Origin of the sequence: Microbulbifer sp., assembly GCF_051659245.1 — a bacterium.
GTDB lineage: Bacteria > Pseudomonadota > Gammaproteobacteria > Pseudomonadales > Cellvibrionaceae > Microbulbifer.
In genome coordinates, this window is sequence record NZ_JBOFOC010000048.1 from 1 (window position 1) to 18623 (window position 18623).

An 18623-nucleotide genomic window follows, 5' to 3' on the forward strand; every position below is an offset into this window, starting at 1 on the left:
GCGATCGGCCTCTGTTCGCGGGCATGGCGGATGGCCGCCCCGCCGCTCCTACAGACTCAATCTGTAGCCAGGGAGCGGCGCCAGCGCCGGTAGTGTTTTTCCAGCTTGGCCGGTGCGGTGCGGTACCAGCCGTAGCCGAGCCGGCGCTCCTCGGAGAGCTGCATGACGTCGTTATAAACGGCGCCGTCGCGGTCGCCGAACAGCGGTTCGCTGGTGGCCGGGTCGTAGAACCGGGCCCAGATGGGTTTGGTGTCCGGATCGGGGACCAGGCCCTCGCGCCTGTCCCAGCGCAGGCCGTCGATGCGCGTGGCGCGAAACCACTCCATGGCCGCTTCCACCGCCTGCACCAGTTCCGCCGGGGGATTGGGTTCTTCCATCAAAAACAGCAGTATTTTGGTGCTCTCACTGGAGGACAGCGCCGCCGGCTCGAAGGCGCGGGCGGGTGCGAGCTCGAGGGTGAGGGGGTCCTGCTGCGCGCCCCAGATGGTGCGCCGGCCGTCGACCCGCACCTGGCTCGCCAGCAGCCCCTCGACACCGCGCGCCAGGGCCCGCTGTGTGCGGGCGCGCTCGGCTTCCGGCACAAACCGGTAGTCCGGTTCGGCGCCCGCCACCGCGCGCAGCAGCTCCAGTAGTTCCACGGTGCTGTCGTCGTTATAGGTGAGGAGGTCGTGGTAGCCGCCGTCCAGGGGATAACTCTGGGGCCAGCCGCCGTTCGGCATCTGCGCGCTGAGAATCAATTCCAGGCCGCGCAGAAAGCTGTCGCGGTAGCGCGGGTCTTTTGTGGCCGTAAAGGCGCGGGCGAGAAAGCGCAGCTGGGTACTGGTGCCGTCGTTATCGAAGGTGGGCTGGTAGCCCTTCACGCGGGGGCCGTAGGTGTTGCCGGGGGCCCGGGGGCCCGCGGACATATCCACATTCTTCGACCAGCCGCCGGAAGCCGTCTGGTAAGTGAGCACGTTGTCGGCGATGCGCCGGCCCTCGGCGCTGCGGTAAAACTCCACCGGCGCTTCCAGATCGAGGCCGAAATCCTTGGAGCCTTTGGTGATCGCCAGCAATTTGCGGGGGTCCTTGCCCGGGGGTATCTCCCGCCCGGTCTGTTCCAGTTCCCGCCTGATGGCTTCCATGTCCAGCGCCCGCAGTTTATCCGAGCGGCTGCGCCAGGCCCGCCATTGGGCCTCCGCGTTTGTTTCCGTCGCTGTCTCGACCTTTTCTTCGGATTTGCCTTCGACTCCGCTGGCCGCCCTATGGTTTTTTGTACCGCAGCCGGCGAGTAGCAGCGATGACGAGAGCAGTGCGAGAAACAGGGGAGCGGCAAGGCGTACAGGGGGAAATTTCAAGGGGGTTATGGCTCCTGTTCGGGTGTGTTTTCGGCAAGCGCGATGGAAAGGAACTCGTCCAGTTGCACTTCCACTTGGCTGAACCAGGGCTCGAACAGCCAGAAGCTGTGCGGCGCTGCCTCGTAGTGGTGGTGACGGAAAGGCACACCCAGGATCGGAGCCTGAGCGGCGACAGTTTCTATGCCGGCGGTAAAGCGCGGGTTCCCGCCACTGAGGGCGAGCAGCGGCGGCGAGCCGGCGTTCAGGTAATTGATGGGCGAAGCCCGGCGCCAGGTGTCCGGTATGACTTCGAAGCGGCCGCCGAGGAAGGCGCTGGCGGAGGTAACCGGCCGTGCCGGATCGTTTTCGAACTTTAGCGCCAGCGGCGTGGTGAAATCCCACAGGCCGTCGATATTGACGATGGCCGCCACCGGCGCACCATCGGGATTACGGTCCGGGTCCCCGGCCCAAAGGCCGGTCAGGGTCGCCAGCTGGCCGCCGGCGGAACTGCCGCCGATGGCCAGGCGCCCGGGGTCGAGATTGAAATCCCCCGCGTTGGAGCGCAGCCAGGCCAGCGCCGCGAGCAAGTCTTCCACTGCGGCGGGAAAGACCGCCTCGGTGGAAAGCCGGTAGCTTGCGGTAGCTGTCACATAGCCGCGCGCGGCCAGGGCCTGGGCCAGGGGAGCGAGCAGGGACCTGTCCCCCGAGCGCCAGCCGCCGCCGTGTACCAGCAGCAGGCCGGGCCGCGGTGCCGGGGCGTTCCCCGGTACAAACACATCCATTTGCAGTTGCCGTCCGTCCACGGAGCGATAGGTCTGCGCCGGTCGGTGGCGTACGTCATCGGCCGGCTGCAACCGCACCGGCACTATGTCCGGGTGGCGGGGGGACAGCTTTTTGTAGGTGTTATCCAGGGTGTAGTCCGCCGCGCCAGCGGCAGCGCTGCAGAGCAGCAGCGGCAGGAGCAACCGCGCCACAGCGCGGCGCGGCCCCCGTGGGAGCCTGCCCCGCAGGCGATCCGGGCATCGTCGATGCCTTATCGCCAGCAGAGCCTGCCCCGGACTCGATCCGGGGGCTGGCTCCCACAGGGAGGGCCCGGTGCGAAATAACCGCCGGGCCCTCGTTGCGGCACCTTTTATCGCCGCGCTTTTCATTGCGTCATTGCGGTCCCGCGCCGCTTTCCAGTTGGCTCGGCAGGTTATTGGCGTCGTCGAGGATGTAGTCGTACAGGTTGACGTCGCCGAATACCGAATCACCGCTGTCGCGATCTGGGTCGGTAGCCGACCGGCCGGTGTAGACATTGTCGCTGGCGCTCATAAAACCGGATACATTCCAGTGGGGCGCGCGGGTGTCGTCGAAGTAGTTGGCCTCTACCAGTGCCTGGGCGTTGTTGGTGGTTTGGATGCCGAAATAGGTGATCTTCTTGTAATAGTTGTTGTAGAGGTGGGCACGGGAGGTGCTGCCATCCACTTTCGGGTTGCGCCCGCCGGTGTAGTCAAAAAAGTTGTGGTGGTAGCTTACCTGGGAGTCCCCTACCAAGGCGACGTACCAGTGCTGGTTGGCGCACACATAGTCGTTGCGGCCATCGAAGTGGTTCCAGCTCAGAGTCACGTTCTCGCTGTTATTAGTGATGTCCACGTGACCGTCGGAAATCATGCTGAAGCCCACATGGTCGATCCACACGTGACTGGCGTTGTCCACGGTAATGCCGTCGCCGGCCTCCACCAGGTGCGGGTTGACGTTGGCAATGGACAGGTTGCGTACGATCACGTTTTTGGTGCCACTCAGGATCAGGCTGGCGCCCTCGATGCGGCTGTTGGGGCCCAGGCCGACCAGGGTCTTGTCGTCTGCTACGTGGATTCTGGTGTCGAAGCGGTGGCTGGTGACGGTATCGTTAGTGTCCGAACCCAGCTCGGTACAAGTCTGTGTGCTGCCGGGAACGCGTAAGGTGAATTCCCCAGGGTCCTGGTGGTCGGGGCAGGCGACTTCGCAGACCTGGAGGGCGACACCCTCCTCAACCAGACAATCGATGGTGGTGTTGTCGGGCACCTGTACCACCGCCTCGCCATCGGCCTCCAGGGCGGATTTCAGGGCGCTGCAACTGGTGACGGTGACCGGTGTCGCGTTACCGCCGCCAGTGGTGGTGGTCAGGCCGTCGTCGCCGGACTGGGAGGCGAAACCTGTGGGGCCATCGCAGTTGCCGTCCACCGGATTGAAGTACCAGCGCTGCAGGCTGTCGCCGGACAAGCCGACCTGGGAAACGTTGGCGCCGCGGCTGCTGCTCTCGGCGGCCATGGCCTTACCGGAGTGGCGCGCAACCACCGCAAAGCCGCCGCTGCTGGATTTTATAAGCCGCCACTGCTGGTTGGTGTCGCTGTCGTCGTAGGTCATCTGCTGTACATTGGCGCCGTCGCTGGAGGACGAGTCGGCCACCTCCACGGCGCTGCCGCTGTGCACCGCCAGCAGGCTCCAGTAGCCATTGCCCAGGTCGGTGGCGAGAAACTGCTGGTTAGTATCGCTGTGCTCGCTCCACTGCAGCACGTTGGCGCCGTCCGCGGAGGATTTACCTGCCACGTCCAGGGCATAGCCGGAGGCGCGATTGATCAGTTTATAGGCATCACCGCTGGTGGGCGGGGCGTCGCAGTTGTCCGCGCGGACGTCGCTGGCGGCGAGAACAACCAGGGCAGCCAGGCCAAAAAGCCAGGTCCGCCCTTCGAGCATTTTTATTGAATTCATTTTCTGCTCCTGAAGGGATTATCGTTTTTTTGTAACTACTAGGGAATAACGGGTACATCGATATCCCTGTAGGGGTAGTTACTCTGTTTTTTTACCTCTTAGCAATAACCTCCTTGTTTTACGAAAACCCCGGGGAAATTCCCCGGGGTTTTTTCGGGTGGATACCCACCCTTTCCATTATTCGCCGCTGATACCGTCCACCTTGAGATCGTAGATGGCGAGGTACTTTCCGGTACTGGTTGCGCCTGCGGCATTCCAGGGGAAGATCCGGACGTACAGGGTGTCGGCGTCGGGATTCGTGGAATCCACCGGAATGGTTACGCCGTACTCCTTCAGAGTCATCGTATCCTTGGTAAAGGACAGGGGCTCGGGGTTCAGCTTGACCGGATTGCTGAAATCGCTGGACAGGGAATACTCGATGTCGGCCTGCACCGTCGAGCCGCCGCTGGAGGTGAGGTAGACGGAGATGGTGTCCACGTAGAAGGTCTGTGACTCGGCGGTGACGGCGAACTGCAGATATTGGTCATCGCTGCGGGCGACATAGGCCTCTCCAAACACCTGGTATCTGGCAACGTCGGTATCCTGCTCGTCAACTGCCAGTGTCTTGGCATTACCCGCCTCCAGGTTGTTCTCCAGGGCGTCGCCTGCGCTGACAAGGCCGTCGCTTTCGGAGGTGATGGAAGGTCCGTGAAACCAGAGGGAATAGGATTCCACGCCTTCGCCGACCGCGACGCCGGTGCCCGACACGGCCACGGTGCCCAGCTCTTCGCCATCCAGCGCGAAGCTCACGTCTCCTTCATAGACCTGCTCGCTTGCCGCAGTGAATTGCACATAGAGGTTGGTGGTGAAGGCGCCGTTGGTGAAGTCAATGGTAGTGGAACTGCTCCATACCTCGGAGTCCGCGGCATCGCTCAACAGGAATCCGTCCGGTGCGGTTACATCGACGGCGCCGGTCTCCGGCACGAGATCGAAGGCGGATATGGTGAGTTTTTTGCTGTTGGGAACATCGATATAGCGATTTCCCCAGTCCAGGTTGTCGGGGCTGGCTACCAGGGACGTCGCTTCGACAATATGTCCCTCCATCAGGCCATGGGACTCCAGGCCCTGGACGGCGGCCCTGGCGATCAGGGTGGCAAAGAGCACCGCCGGGTGGGTGCTGTCGGCGGCGATGTACAGGTGCTCCGTCGCCGCTTCGTCACCGTAGCTTTCCACGATGGCTTTGGTCTCGGCGGTGAGGTCCACGAGCGGTACGCCGTAGGTATCCGCAACCGCTTTCATGGCGGCCGGGTAGTTGCCCCGCGGGAAGTCTTCCCCATCGTACTTGGTCTGAAGATTGTGCTGTCCTTTTTCGGTGATGGTATCGCCACTGAAATATTTGCGCACCATCGGCGTCATCAGAATCGGGATTGCGCCTTTTGCGCGGGTCTCTTGCACGTACCGCTTCAGGAACTGGTAGTAGGAATGCTCGGAGTAAACGTCGCCTTCCGGACAATCCTCGCCATTCTCGGTGCCATCGGGGCAGTAGGCATAGGTGGCGAACTGCTCGTAGTAGGCTTCACCGCGTTTCTGGTCGTTGTGGCCGAACTGGATGATGACGTAATCGCCCGCTTCAATGAGTGGCAGGATGGTCGGCCAGAGACCGTCTTCGTAGTAGAAACTGCGGGAGCTGCGTCCACCCCTGGCCCAGTTGTTGATGACCGTCTCTTCGCTGAAGAACATCGGCATTGCTTGCCCCCAACCCATTTGCGGCAAGCGATCTTCGCCGTAATCGGTCATGGTGGAGTCGCCGAGCATATGGATGGTCGGCGCTTCGCCGGTGGCGCCGCCGGAGCTGCTGGAGCTGCTCGAACTGCTGGAGGAGGAACTGCTCGACGAACTGCTGGAAGAACTGCTCGATGAGCTGCTCGATGAGCTGCTGGAAGAACTGCTCGATGAGCTGCTGGAAGAGCTACTCGATGAGCTGCTGCTGGAAGAGCTGCTGCTCGAACTGCTGGAAGTGCCGCTATCGCCGCCGCTTCCGCCACCGCTTCCGCCGCAAGCGGTAAGCATGGCACCCAACAGAATGGATACGATTAAATGGCCAGGAGTTTTCATTATTATCTCTCCGCTAATGACAGATTATTTTAGTGTTGAGCCCATTCCCGGTTCATTGGCATATTCCAGCCGGGATGGACTCGTGGTGCTCAAAATTATGGTGCTCAAATCACGGTGCCACCTCGATCAACAGGTCGTCCAGCACGACGGTGGCGGCGCTCTCCGTCCTCAGGGTGAGGAAGGAGGTGCTGCTGGCGGTAAAGCCGGGCACCGTGTAGGTCTGCCCCTCAACCAGTTCACTCAGGAGCACCTGGTGGAACTTGGAACTGGACCCCCAGACGGAGTTGCCGCTGGAGTAGGTGTTGTTGTCCACGTAGAGCTGGAAGTACTTGCTGGTGTCGCCGCTGACGCTGATCACCTTGAAGGACACCTGGTAGGGCACGCTCAGGTCGAAGACCCCAGTGGTGGCGGCGTCGCCGGAAGTGGTGTCGACCTCGGGGGTGCTGTTGCCCACGGACACCCGGCTGCCGGTGAGGCTGAGCGCGCCGCTCTGGATCTCCGCGGTGCCGGTCACCCGGTGGTACATAGGAGTGCCGTCGCCGGGGCTGCCGCTGAGGTCGCGGTAGTCGTTGGTGAAGAAGGTGGCGGTGTCGGTGGCGAAGCTCTCCGCGTAGGGCAGGGCCACGTCCTCCAGGGTCGGTCCCTCCTCCTCCGGTACTTCGTCGGCGGGGGTGACCGGGTCGGGAATTTCCAGGTCCGACTGGTCCAGCTTGCCGACGCCGGCGTTGGCGATGACCAGTTCCTTCAACCCGTCGGTGGGGTCCAGGGTGTAGTCGTAGGGCACGGTGTAACTGGAGGTGGACTCGCCGTCTTCGGCGGTGATGTCGGTTCCGCTGTTATCGCTCCAGGTGACCCCTGTGCCGAACACATTGCCGTTGAGATTCCAGTAGCCGATGACGTCCGAGTAGAAGGACACGATCGGGTTGCTGGTGTTCTCGAACACATTGTGCTCGATCAGCATCTCGGCGCCGGCGCGGGAGTTGATCCCCGTGGAGGTGATGTTGTTGTAGTAGTTGTTGTACACGTGGCCTCTGCCGTGCCGGTACAGGGGCACGCGCGAGGACAGGTTCTCGAAGCGGTTGTGGTGGAAGGTCACCAGCCGATCGGTGTCCGGATTGCTGTCGTTCTCCGTGTGCCCGTGCAGGGAGGTCTTGTGCGCGTCGTGCAGGTAACTGTAGGAGATGGTGATGTAGCGCGCACCGCTCTTGGAGTCGATCAGGCCGTCGTAGTAGTTCTTGTCCACGGCGAGGGAGTGGTACAGCTCGCAGTGGTCGATCCAGATGTGGCTGGTGGTGGAGCCGTCGTCATCGCCCTCGATGCCGATCGCATCCCGCTCCTGGCCCGGCCAGGGCTCGTGGAAGGTGAGGTTCTGCACGATGATGTTGTTGGCGCGCCGGATGCGCAGGCCGATACCGTCGAACTCGCCATTTTCGCCCACACCGATCAGCGACACATTGTCCATGTCCCTGATCTCTATATCGGAACCGGTACCACCGGTGTTGAAATCGGTGATGGTGCCGTCGATGTAGAGGGTGACCGGTTGGCTTGCGTTTTTGGCCTCGTCCAGCTTGGCCTGCAGGTCGGCGCCGTTGTTCACTGTGTACACCAGGCCGCCGGCGCCGCCGGTGAGCAGGTAGTCGTGGCCGGCAAAGCCGCCGTCGGCGTAGCCTTCGGAACCGGTACCACCGCTGGAAGAGCTGGAGGAACTGGACGAACTGGAGGAGCTGCTCGACGAACTGCTGGAGGAGCTGCTCGACGAACTGCTGCTCGACGAACTGCTGGAAGAACTGCTGCTCGAACTGCTGGAGGAGCTGCTCGAACTACTGCTCGAACTACTGGAAGAACTGCTGCTGCTCGAACTGCTGGAGCTGACGCCACTGTCGCCGCCGCTATCGCCTCCGCCGCCGCAGGCGGCCAGGCCGCTACACAGCGCCAGGCTCAGCAGGATTTTCCATGAATAGCACATGATTGTTCTCCGAAAGGCCCCGCGGCAGTGCGCCGCCGCGGGGCTTGGCTTAGTGGGCACCGGCCCGGATTCCGTGCTGTAGGAGCTTGCCTGCAAGCGAAAGGCCGCGGAGTGCTGTCCTGTTCGCCTGCAAGCAGGCTCCTACAAGTGGGTTCCGGGAATCCGGTGCCGCTCGGGTCTAGTTATTACTGCACCAACTGTATGTCCTCGAAGGTGAAGCTCTGGTCGTCGTAGAAGGGTGCGACGAAGAAGCCCACTTTCACCGTGTCCGGCAGGACGTCGGAGAAGCTACCGTTTTGCATGGTCACGTAGTTGACGCCGCCGTCCGTGGAGTAGGAGGTGTAGAATTGATTGCCCACTCTCCCCAGCTTCAGGTAGAGATTGTCGCCCGGGATCACCGGGTCGTAGCTGACCTTGCCCCAGAAGTTGCCGTCTTCAACCACGCGGGAGTACTGGGCCAGCCAGTCGCTGCCTGACATGTGCGTACCCGCGGACGCCAGCGGCGATGTGGCTCCGCTCTCTGTGTCGCACTCGCACATCATCAGACCCACCGGGAACTGGTTGGCGGGATAGGGAGCGCCCACGGACTTCAGCTTGGCGGTGAGCGTGAAGTCTCCGGTCACCTCCTGTGAGGCCAGGTAGAAGGACTGGGCATAGCTCTCGAACTTGCCGTCGCTGGCGGTGAAGGTGATGCTGGTTGCGTCCTGGGCGTCGATGCTGCCACTGGCGATCGTGCCAGAGAACTGAGCGGGATCACCCAAAAACAATCCCTCGCCAGTCCACGGGCCCGGCTCGGGTTCCGGCTCCGGCTCCGGGCAGAGTTCGTCATTGGGCTGTCCCGGCATGGGGTCCCAGCCTTCGCCATTGTTCCAGTCGGCGAAGATCACCGCCCGGGAGCAGAAGCGCTCGGCCACTTCCGCCTCGCTCAGCAGATAGCAGGTGTCGCCACCGCTACAGCGATTGGAGAGGTCCAGCGGGCTGCCCGAGAGGTCCATGCTGCCGTACTCGCGCCAGCCGGCGTCGGCAGTGGCGACGGCCGGGTTGGGGGTCCGGTCCGGATGCCAGCCGATATCGGCAATATGGATGTCCATCTTGGTGTTGATAAAGGCGATGTTGTCGTAGTAGTCGCTGCTGCCGCCACTGCGCGCCAGATAGTGGGTGCCATCGCCCACGCTGTCATCGCGGGTCAGGGTGGAGTTCAGGAACACGAAGCCCGGCGAACTCTCAGCGGTGCGCGCCTGGAGCACGTAACCGCCCTCGCCACCGTCGGTGCGGGTCATAGTGCGGATCTCGCTCTCTTCGAACACCGCCGCGTGAGCCGTGCCCCAGATGAAGTCCACATTGCCGGCCACAAGGCTGTTGTAGAACCAGCTCCACCCCTTCAACAGCAGGGTGTCCTGCTCGCTGATGAAAACGGCGTTGTCGGCGATGAGGCGGCCTCCGTCGTTGTTGAAGTAGATGGTTTCCGCCTGGCCTCCCTCGCCGATCAGGGTGGTGTTGATCAGGGAGAGATCCTTGAGGGTGAGCATGTCGGAGCTCTCCGCCAGGAAGATAGGCCGTGTGCTGGTGCCGGGGTTGAGCGCGTTGTTGTTGCTGTAGCGGATCACCGTCTCTGCGGAGCCTGCACCCTGGATGGTGACGTTGTGCTTGCCGCGCAGGAACAGCACCTCGCGGTAGTCGCCCGCGTTGATGGTGATGGTGGCCGGGTCGTTCGCGGGCACATTCTCCATCACATGGTTCAGCGCTCCCTGCACCGTACGGAAGTCCGCGGCACCGTCGTCGTCCACCGTTACGTCGGCACCGCTGGGGCCGGCGGCGCGGGTGGTGAAGGTCCAGCCGGCGTCTTTGCCCAGGCCGGTGAAGTCGGTCCCGTTCAGTTGTACGCCGGACTCCAAAAAGGTGCTGCTGATGGCCACATAGTACTCAACGCCGTAGTCCAGTACGCCGGTGTGGGGCGAGACGGTCAGGGTGTTGCCGTCTATCTCGAACGGATTGACGTTGAGGGTGCGCGTATTGCTCTGCCCTTCGTAGCCGAGGGTGTCCGACTCGCCGCCGGCGCGGATGATGTCCACCTCGGTATCGTCATCGGCGCGGAAGATGCGCACCGAACCGAGATCGGCCGGGACGGGGGCGCTGTCGAAGGTGATGCTGAGACGGGTGTCCTCGTACTCGCCGGTGTTGCCCGGAATCGGGCTGACCCGGGTGCTGAGGTCGCCGTAGGTGGCGGTAGGCATATCGAAAGCCGCGGCCACGCTCGCCGCGATGGTCTTCTGCTGGCTGGGATCGGAGTCGCTGGTAAAGGTGATGGTGACGTCGCCCTCGGCCAGCGGGGTCAGGGTGACCAGGCTGCCGCTGATGTCGACCGATACCACGGACTCGTCACTGGATACGACCGTAAAGGTGTCCTCGCTGACGCCGTCGCTCTGGATCGCGGTGACGTTGACTTCCAGCGCGGGATGACCGGCGGTGGTGACCCACTCGGACTCCGCGTCGATGGAGAACTGCACCGGCTTGACGCTGGGGTCGCCCACTTTCACATAGTCCACTTCGAAGGAGCGGTTGCGGGTGAAGAAGCCGATGCGTCCGGCGGTCTGGTAGAGGGCGCTGTCATCGGTGAAAGAGGCCATCTCCACGCCATCCAGGTAGAGGGTGACGGTGGAGCCCACCATATCGTAGCGCACCGTATACCAGGTGCCGTCGGTTCCGTCTTTTTCGCCCAGCTCAAGTGATGTGTTCTCCCGCACTATGGGACTGATGGCGCCGTCGGCGGCGAAGCCCGCTTCCACCCGGTTGGAGTCGGGGTCGTCCTGCAGAATCATGCCGCCGAAGTACCATTGCAGCGGACCCTGGTAGCGGCCGATGCCGTATAACTTTTTGTTGCCGGTGTTGCCGTTTTTCCGCGGCCGTATGCGGTATTCCATGTAGTAGTTCTCCGGCACGCCGGAGAAAGCCGCCTCCTTGACCAGGATCAGCTCGCCCTCGTTCAGGTTTTCGCCGCGGGTGCCGGCGGTGAAGCGCAGGGACTTGCCGGCGTCACCCTCGTCGAGAATGTCGAAAGTGCCGGGGTTGTCGAGGCCGTAGCCGTCGATTACCGCGTCCCAAGTGTCGGCGAATTGGCCGTCTTCGAAGTCGTCGCAGAAGTACAGCCCGGTTTCGGGGCAAGTGAAGGCGGTGGTGGCGCCGCCGGAACTGCTTGAGGAACTGCTTGAGGAACTGCTTGACGAGCTGCTGGAGCTGCTGCTTGAAGAGCTGCTGCTCGAAGAACTGCTACTTGAAGAGCTACTGCTTGAAGAACTGCTGCTTGAAGAACTGCTGCTCGAGCTGCTTGACGAGCTGCTGCTTGAAGAGCTGCTCGATGTACCGACGGGGTCCGAACCGCCGCTGGAGCCGCCGCCACAGGCGGCAAGCCACCCAGACAGGGCTATTAGTGCGAGCTGGGAAGGTATTTTCATTGGGACTTGCTCCTCTCATTTATTCTTGTGAGCAATACTGCTGGCCGTATTGTGGTATCTGTTCGGCGCAAATTGCTCAGTTAGAATACCTCTAGATATTTGGTAAGTCCACTTTGGATAGGCCGAGAAATAGACTGGAATGACAAGGCAAAAAACATGCCAATTTATCACTATGGTACCGCTTTTGGACGCTTGTCGTTGTGGAGGCGTCGAAGGAGACGCCAACAGCCTGTACGATAGTACTAAATTAAGGACCGGCGGGGCAATTCTGTAGGATGGGCAAAGCGCAGTGTGCCCATCGAGGCCCTGAGCGCCTGTTCATAATCTTGATCTGGTGACGAGGCCGGCAGACCGGGCGGGATGGCTCTTGGCGGGACCGGATGACTCGCGCCATCCCTGGCGTCCAAATCTGCTCCGGCGGATTTGTGAGGCATGGATGCCGATCAAGAAACTTAGCCCCGGGGGAGCACGCTGCGAAGCGGCTTATCTTGAGGCGAATGGCACCTACTTAAGCACTCAAGTTTCGGAGTTCGGACACTGTCTGCATACCGGTGTAGGGTGCGCCATGCGCACCGGATAGGAGCTGGTGCGGGCTTCAGCCTCCCTGGTGCGCACGGCGCACCCTACCTCCCGGCTCGCACCGCACCATGAACTCCGAAACTTGAGTTAAGCAAATTCGTAACTACTCACCCATAGGGAACCTACATTGGCTTAAGCGAGCCACCCTGTAGGAGCGGGCCATGCCCGCGATCAGGTTAAGTTCGCGGGCATGTCGGATGGCCGCCCCGCCGCTCCTACAGGGGTGAGCAGTTACGCAAATTCTTCTATTTGTAGGATGGGCAAAGGAGCGTAGCGACATGCCCATCATCTGCGGTTTTGATGGGCACGCTTCGCTTTGCCCATCCTACGAAAATCGCCATGCCCGAGTGCCATTCATCCTTGAGGCCATTCACTTCAGGCCCGCCGTGACGGCGGGATAAACTCCCCTGGTGATAATTTTCTTTATCGCATACCCGGAATGCGAATTGCTTTCTATCTCGCCCATCCTATGTGCGATTTCGTGCCAGCAGGCTTTACACGAGTGTTACACAGGTCTAGCCTCCCCACCGAATTTGGTTTTGCCAATTGTATTGGAATGGCAACCGAATTCTTAAAGGTACAGCGATGAGACCCGGACTTCCCACGGCTCGTCACCAATAACTGACAATACAAAGGACCGTATCATGAAGAGATTCTCAAGAGCGCCAGCCCTTCTGGGCCTGGCGGCGGCCGCCCTGCTGCCTGCCGCCAGTTGGGCACAGCCGGTGGGCTATGCCACTTTAAACGGAGGCACTACCGGCGGTGAGGGGGGTGAAGTCGTCTACGCGACCACCGGCACCGAGATTCACGCCGCACTGTGCAATCGCGCATCCAGCGACACGCCCATCATCATCCAGGTGGAGGGCACCATTAATCACGGCAATACCAGCAAAGTCTCGGGCAGCAGCTGTAATACCGCCGACGACAGGATCGAGATCAAAGAGGTCAGCAACGTCACGCTCATCGGCGTCGGCAACGGTGCCCTGTTCGATGAGTTGGGCATCCACTTGCGCAGCGCGTCCAACATCATTCTGCGCAACCTGCATGTACGCAACGTCAAAAAATCCGGCTCGCCGACTTCCAATGGCGGCGACGCCGTCGGCATGGAGAGCAACGTATTCAACGTCTGGGCGGATCACCTCACCCTGGAGGCCTCCGGCGGCGAGAGCGCGGGTTACGACGCGCTGTTCGATATGAAAGCCACCACCCAAAACGTAACCCTTTCCTACAGCATTCTGCGCAATTCAGGCCGCGGCGGACTGGTCGGCTCCAGCGACAGCGACGACACCAATGGGCCGGTGACCTTTCACCACAACCTGTACGAGAACATCGACTCCCGCACGCCACTGCTGCGCCACGCCACCGCGCACTCGTTCAACAACTACTATCGCAGTATCAACAGCTCCGGCCTGAATCCGCGCATCGGCGGCCGGATCAAGGCGGACAACAACTATTTCGAAGACTCCAAGGATGTGTTGGGAACCTTCTATACCAACGACATGGGTTTTTGGGATGTAAGCGGAAATATCTTTTCCAATGTCACCTGGACCGGGGAAGGGGACAAAAACCATCCGGCAGGCCCCAACCCGGTATCGACAATCTCCATGGATATTCCCTACCCCTACACCCTGGACAATGCCGGTTGCGTACCGCAAATCGTGCTGGCCACGGCGGGCGCCGACACCGGTCTACTGGAATCCGACGGCAACTGCCAGTCCAGCTCATCGAGTTCATCCAGCAGCAGCTCTTCTTCGTCGAGCAGTTCCAGCTCCTCCAGCAGCAGTTCTTCCGGCGGTTCCGGTGGCGAACTGGGCACCAATCTCTCCATCGGTGCCGGCGCTGACGGTAGCAGCAAGGCCAGTGGCAGCAGCTACGGCAATGTGATCGACGGCGACCTGCAGAGCTACTGGCAGCCGGACTCCTCCAGCGGCGAGCGCGTCTCGGTAAAATGGGGCGGCACCACTGCCTTCAATACGGTGATCATTCGTGAGATTGGCAACGCGGTGCAAAACTGGCGGTTGGTGAACCACGACAACGGCGAGCAGCTGGCCTCCGGCACCGGCATCGGTTCCGCACTGCAGGTGGATCTGGGCGATGTGAGCATGAGCAAGATCGACCTGATGATCGACAGCGCCGGCAGTGCGCCGCAGATTGCCGAGGTTGAGGTGTACAACGCCAGCGGCGAAACGGCCACCACCATCACCCTGGAGGAAAACGCCAGCGGTTTCTGCTCCGTGGACGGCGCGGTGGAAAGTGAATGGGCGGGTTACACCGGCAGCGGCTACGCCAACACCGACAACGCCTCCGGCAACGGAGTGAACTGGGCGGTATCCGCCCCCGCGGCCGGCGTCTACACCCTGCAGTGGCGCTTCGCCAACGGCTCCAGTGACCGGCCGGCGGATATCCTGGTCAACGACGGTGTGGTTGCCAGCATCGGCATGCCCGGCACCGGCGCCTGGGACAGCTACGCCGACAGCGGCACTGTGGATGTGGGGCTGAACGCAGGCTCCAACCAAGTGCGTTTGCAGGCCACCGGCAGCGCAGGCCTGGCCAATATCGACCACCTGGATGTCACCGGCAGCAGTCCGCAGGCGGGCAGCTGTAACTAAATCCACACTCAATAAAACAGGCGCCTCCGGGCGCCTTTTTTTATCGGTCGACACATGGCGTCATTTTTCTACAGCGTTGCCAATTGCCAAATAGGTTAATGGCAGACCAAAAGCCCGCCCTACACGATTGATTGGCGGTTATACAGGGCGGCCCGGCGGGGAAGAGTCAAAGGGGGCTGCGCGCTCCTTATCCGGCTCAGTAACCCCAGGGCGCGGGCGGCGTCGGCACAGGCTTGGCGAGGTCGAATTGCACCCTGAATTCACGACCGCCCGGACGGGTGAGTTCATACAGAAAGCTCCGCTCCGGATGGATTTCCATAGCCCAGGTATTGGTTACGGAGGCATCCAGCCCCTCCTGTTTGAACATGGAGATGGACTCCGCATCCACCGGGAATTCCTGCCGGTTGGAGCTGCCGGGTGTTGCCGTGTCACCGCCGTACATGGTCACAGCGTCCTCACTGCCGTCCCGGTGGCGGTGGTCGTGTTTCAGGCGCAGGCCCTCACCGGTGCGGGTGAGTATCCAGGTGCGCGAGTGATCGTCGCCCACGTGAAAGGGGATACGTAATTCGCGCTCCGGCTCCTCACAGCCGCGCACATGCATCACCAGTGCCTTGCCTTCAAACGGATCAGGCTCAACGGACTTGGGCTCGTTGGCGACTATGCGCCCGGCAAACGCCTGGCCGCAGTAGCGCGCGATATTGGCGAGAAAGGCATCCACCGGCTGCCCGGCCCCAGCTGCCTCCTGCTGCTGATCCGAGGGCGAACAGGCGGCCAGGGCCAGCAGTAAGGGGAAGAGAAATAGTGTGTGAGTATTCTTCATTGGTTTTTCCGCAGTATTGTCCTGAAAAGCAATTTACGGAACGAACTCTAACATCTTCGATTGATCATTCGGAGAGTAAGCCGGTTTCTCGCCGAATGCTATTCGCATATCGGTTTGTCCCCGGCTCCTCGCAGAACCGGACTTGGAGTGTTACACCATCCGGCTCCCAGCTTGAGTCTTCCACTTGGGCACGGGATAAAGGTCGTGTACGATCCGCACCGTTGGTAGCAATGGCTGCACTGCTGCACCAAAGGTTTTCCAGTTCAGCGAGCGTTTCTGGCTTCGGCGGTTTAACCACTTGAATAAGTAGCGCATGGCGAAATAGATATAACTCGCCACACTCCGACCGTTGCCGCTCACTCCATAGTACTGGATATGCCCCTGCAGGTGCCGCCTGAGGAAGGCAACCATTGCCTTCCCTCCTACACCACGCATCGCCCGCAAACGCTCACTCAATAATTTGAGCTTCTTGCGCTTGCGTTTCCCATCGGTTTTACGCCCCACTACGAAGCGGCCGCTACGACTGCGACCAACATAGTGCGCACACCGGTCAGCGGGGTCACACCGGTCAGCGGGGTCAGGTCTTACATTTCACCGGTCAGCGGGGTCAGGTCTTACATTTCACCACCGGTCAGCGGGGTCAGGTCTTACATTTCACCGGTCAGCGGGGTCACACGGTCAGCGGGGTCACACGGTCAGCGGGGTCAGCGGGGTCAGGGGTCAAGCGGGGTCAGGGGTCCACAAAGGGGTCAGGGGTCAGGTCTTACATTTTACATCACTTTCCACTGAACCGTCCTCGAATGACTTCACCGACCTGCTAACCGTTGCGTAGCTCACACCAAACTCAGCCCCCACCTGCGCCAAGGTGAAGTGCCCACTGAGATAGGCCTTCGCCATAGCTTCATTTCGCTCCGAATATCTTTTCCGATAATGCTCCAACGGCCTTGGTGGACTCCGCTTCTGAGGCTTTGGAATATCCTGCAAAGACTGCTCAGGGTTCATCTTGCATTGCATATCTTCTACGAATTCATCCGAACCCAGATAGATCTGATTCTTGAGCGATTCCCAGGGACTTGGCTGTCCACGGCCTTCCTGTGCCGTTGATGTACTTCATACCCTTGGACAAACTCGGCGTTCCGGTTTCCAACAACAGATGGTAGTGGTTGGACATCAAACAGTAGGCATGACACAACCAACCGTATCGCTCACAGGCCTTAATTAGAGAGCACTTAGGTTAGCGGCGGCGCCACTTGAGCACGGCAGGTCGGGGACACCAGGAAGAGATTCTGAACGGCTGGATTCCGGAGTCGTAACCGCGCCCGGGGACGGTGGCACGAAGCGCCAGAATCGCGCCACCGCATGTGGCGCGATTTCAGTTTTCGCGCCATAATCGCGCCACTTACTTCAAGAATCCCTCAAGAATCGCGCCATATACCTATGCAATCTCCACAAGAACTCCTTGAGGCTATCCAGTCTACCCCCGGAGGTCTGGGTATTGCCGATATCCTTGAGCGGCACCCTACGCTTGCGCGCCGTACGGCCCAGCGCTGGCTTAGTGTGTTGGTTGCGGAGGGACTGGTAGTTGCTATCGGCTCGGGGCGAGCCCGCCGATACACCGCCGCTGTGACTGTCGCCGCCCCGCGGGAAGAAGACAGGTTTCCCCCCTACATTCCGCTTTCGGCCGACAGCGAGGATGTTCTCGCCTACGTCGACCAGCCGCTCGAAACGCGCAAGCCAGTGGGTTACCAGCGCGACTTCCTGGACAGTTACCGGCCCAACCAGACCTGGTACCTACCGGAGCCCCTGCGACGACAGTTGCGAAAAATGGGCGATACCGGACAAAGCCGGTTGCCAGCGGGAACCTACGGCCGCGCAATTCTGAATCGATTGCTGATTGATTTGTCCTGGGCATCCAGCAGCCTTGAGGGAAACACTTACAGCCGGCTCGACACGCGGGTGCTGATCGAGCGCGGCCGAGTCGCCCAAGGCAAGGCAGCCATGGAAACGCAGATGATTCTGAACCACAAGGCGGCCATAGAGCTTCTGGTCGACAACGCCGACACTGCCGGTTTCAACCGTTACACACTGCTAAACCTGCACAGCGCGCTGGCGGAAAACCTTCTACCCAATCCCGCCGACGAAGGCCGACTACGGCTGCATGCAGTGGAAATCGGCAAGAGCGTCTATCGGCCGCTCGCCGTACCTGCGCAAATCGGGGAGGTGCTGGATCTCATCCTGGACAAGGCGAGCCGAATAGAGGACCCGTTCGAGCAATCCTTCTTCGTAATGGTGCACCTGCCCTATTTACAACCCTTCGCCGACGTCAACAAGCGAACCTCGCGGCTCGCGGCCAATCTGCCACTGATTCGTGCAAACCTCTGTCCATTGACCTTTCTCGACGTACCCGAGCAGGCATACAGCCGCGCAGTGCTCGGAATCTACGAGTTAACGCGTATCGAGCTGATGCGCGACCTGTATTTATGGGCCTACGAGCGCTCGACCCATGAGTACCTCGCCGTCAAGCAGGATCTGGCGGAACCCGACCCTCTGCGCCTGGCCTGGCGGGATTTTATCAAGGAGACAATACACACAGTGGTGACGCAGCCCGACCTCGAGCCGCTTTCCATCATTCAAGAGTCCGTAGCAAAACGCATTCCGGAGAGCGAGCGCGATAATGTGCAAGCACTGGTCGTGGAAGAGCTTCGACGGTTACACGAAGGTGTTCTAGCACGCTACCGTTTGAAGCCGTCGCAATTCTCAGCCTGGAGAGCAAGACATGGGCCTTGAGGCGCGCCAGCAGACTGTATTCGGTACACACAGCGCCCCTGCCACAGCGCTTTTACAAATCTCCCAACCTTTTCGTTTAATTTTCTCCATTTCTCAGGGGACGACGGTTGTACCAGGGTCCAGGGTCAGGTCTGAATGGCGCTGACTTAAGCGTAACTAATTGAAAGATAAGAGGAATTTTAGAGATTCATAAAAGAAGGCTGGTTCCGTGATAGGCTAATTGCGCCTAAACAAAACACCAACCACGGAGGGCCAGCCTGTATGAATCCT

Annotated in this window: 11 protein-coding genes; 2 read left to right on the plus strand and 9 right to left on the minus strand. The window is 60.8% G+C overall.

The genetic code is table 11. The features are described 5' to 3' along the window. Positions 1 to 56: 56 nt before the first annotated feature. The 6 genes from pelA to ACRC0P_RS05005 form a co-directional block, all read right to left on the minus strand. Entirely contained in the window at positions 57 to 1334 is a 1278-nt protein-coding gene (pelA, locus tag ACRC0P_RS04980) for a pectate lyase (RefSeq protein ID WP_438628680.1), read from the minus strand. 5 nt (positions 1335 to 1339) lie between these two features. After that, positions 1340 to 2287 carry an alpha/beta hydrolase gene (locus tag ACRC0P_RS04985; RefSeq protein ID WP_438628681.1) on the minus strand — a complete coding sequence of 316 codons (948 nt, stop codon included), beginning with the start codon at positions 2285 to 2287 and terminating at the stop codon, positions 1340 to 1342. Between the two features lie 181 nt (positions 2288 to 2468). Continuing rightward, positions 2469 to 4046 carry an RICIN domain-containing protein gene (locus ACRC0P_RS04990; RefSeq protein WP_438628682.1) on the minus strand — a complete coding sequence of 526 codons (1578 nt, stop codon included), beginning with the start codon at positions 4044 to 4046 and terminating at the stop codon, positions 2469 to 2471. A 177-nt stretch (positions 4047 to 4223) separates the two neighbouring features. Next, complete coding sequence (locus tag ACRC0P_RS04995) at positions 4224 to 6140, minus strand: rhamnogalacturonan acetylesterase (protein ID WP_438628683.1); 1917 nt, start codon at positions 6138 to 6140, stop codon at positions 4224 to 4226. Positions 6141 to 6249: 109 nt separating this feature from the next. Then, the gene (locus ACRC0P_RS05000) at positions 6250 to 8106 is read right to left on the minus strand and encodes a pectate lyase family protein (protein WP_438628684.1); all 1857 of its coding nucleotides are present in this window, start codon (positions 8104 to 8106) and stop codon (positions 6250 to 6252) included. Positions 8107 to 8291: 185 nt separating this feature from the next. Further along, positions 8292 to 11558 carry a pectinesterase family protein gene (locus ACRC0P_RS05005; RefSeq protein WP_438628685.1) on the minus strand — a complete coding sequence of 1089 codons (3267 nt, stop codon included), beginning with the start codon at positions 11556 to 11558 and terminating at the stop codon, positions 8292 to 8294. Between the two features lie 1223 nt (positions 11559 to 12781). Here ACRC0P_RS05005 and ACRC0P_RS05010 point away from each other — a divergent pair. Further along, positions 12782 to 14746: a pectate lyase family protein gene (locus ACRC0P_RS05010; protein WP_438628686.1), complete on the plus strand. Its 1965-nt coding sequence runs from the start codon at positions 12782 to 12784 to the stop codon at positions 14744 to 14746. Positions 14747 to 14942: 196 nt separating this feature from the next. Here ACRC0P_RS05010 and ACRC0P_RS05015 read toward each other — a convergent pair whose 3' ends face one another. The 3 genes from ACRC0P_RS05015 to ACRC0P_RS05025 all read right to left on the minus strand — a co-directional run bounded on the left by ACRC0P_RS05015 (position 14943) and on the right by ACRC0P_RS05025 (position 16785). After that, complete coding sequence (locus ACRC0P_RS05015) at positions 14943 to 15566, minus strand: hypothetical protein (RefSeq protein ID WP_438628687.1); 624 nt, start codon at positions 15564 to 15566, stop codon at positions 14943 to 14945. Between the two features lie 150 nt (positions 15567 to 15716). Further along, positions 15717 to 16070, minus strand: a complete 354-nt coding sequence (locus tag ACRC0P_RS05020; RefSeq protein WP_438628688.1) for a hypothetical protein — start codon at positions 16068 to 16070, stop codon at positions 15717 to 15719. Positions 16071 to 16593: 523 nt separating this feature from the next. Next, positions 16594 to 16785, minus strand: coding sequence for a transposase (locus tag ACRC0P_RS05025; RefSeq protein ID WP_438628690.1), 192 nt, complete (start codon positions 16783 to 16785; stop codon positions 16594 to 16596). A gap of 218 nt (positions 16786 to 17003) precedes the next feature. On the opposite strand from ACRC0P_RS05025, the gene ACRC0P_RS05030 reads away from it, so the two are divergent. Next, positions 17004 to 18353 (plus strand): Fic family protein, encoded by a 1350-nt coding sequence (locus tag ACRC0P_RS05030; RefSeq protein WP_438628689.1) that lies wholly within the window; start codon positions 17004 to 17006, stop codon positions 18351 to 18353. The last annotated feature ends 270 nt before the right edge of the window (positions 18354 to 18623 follow it).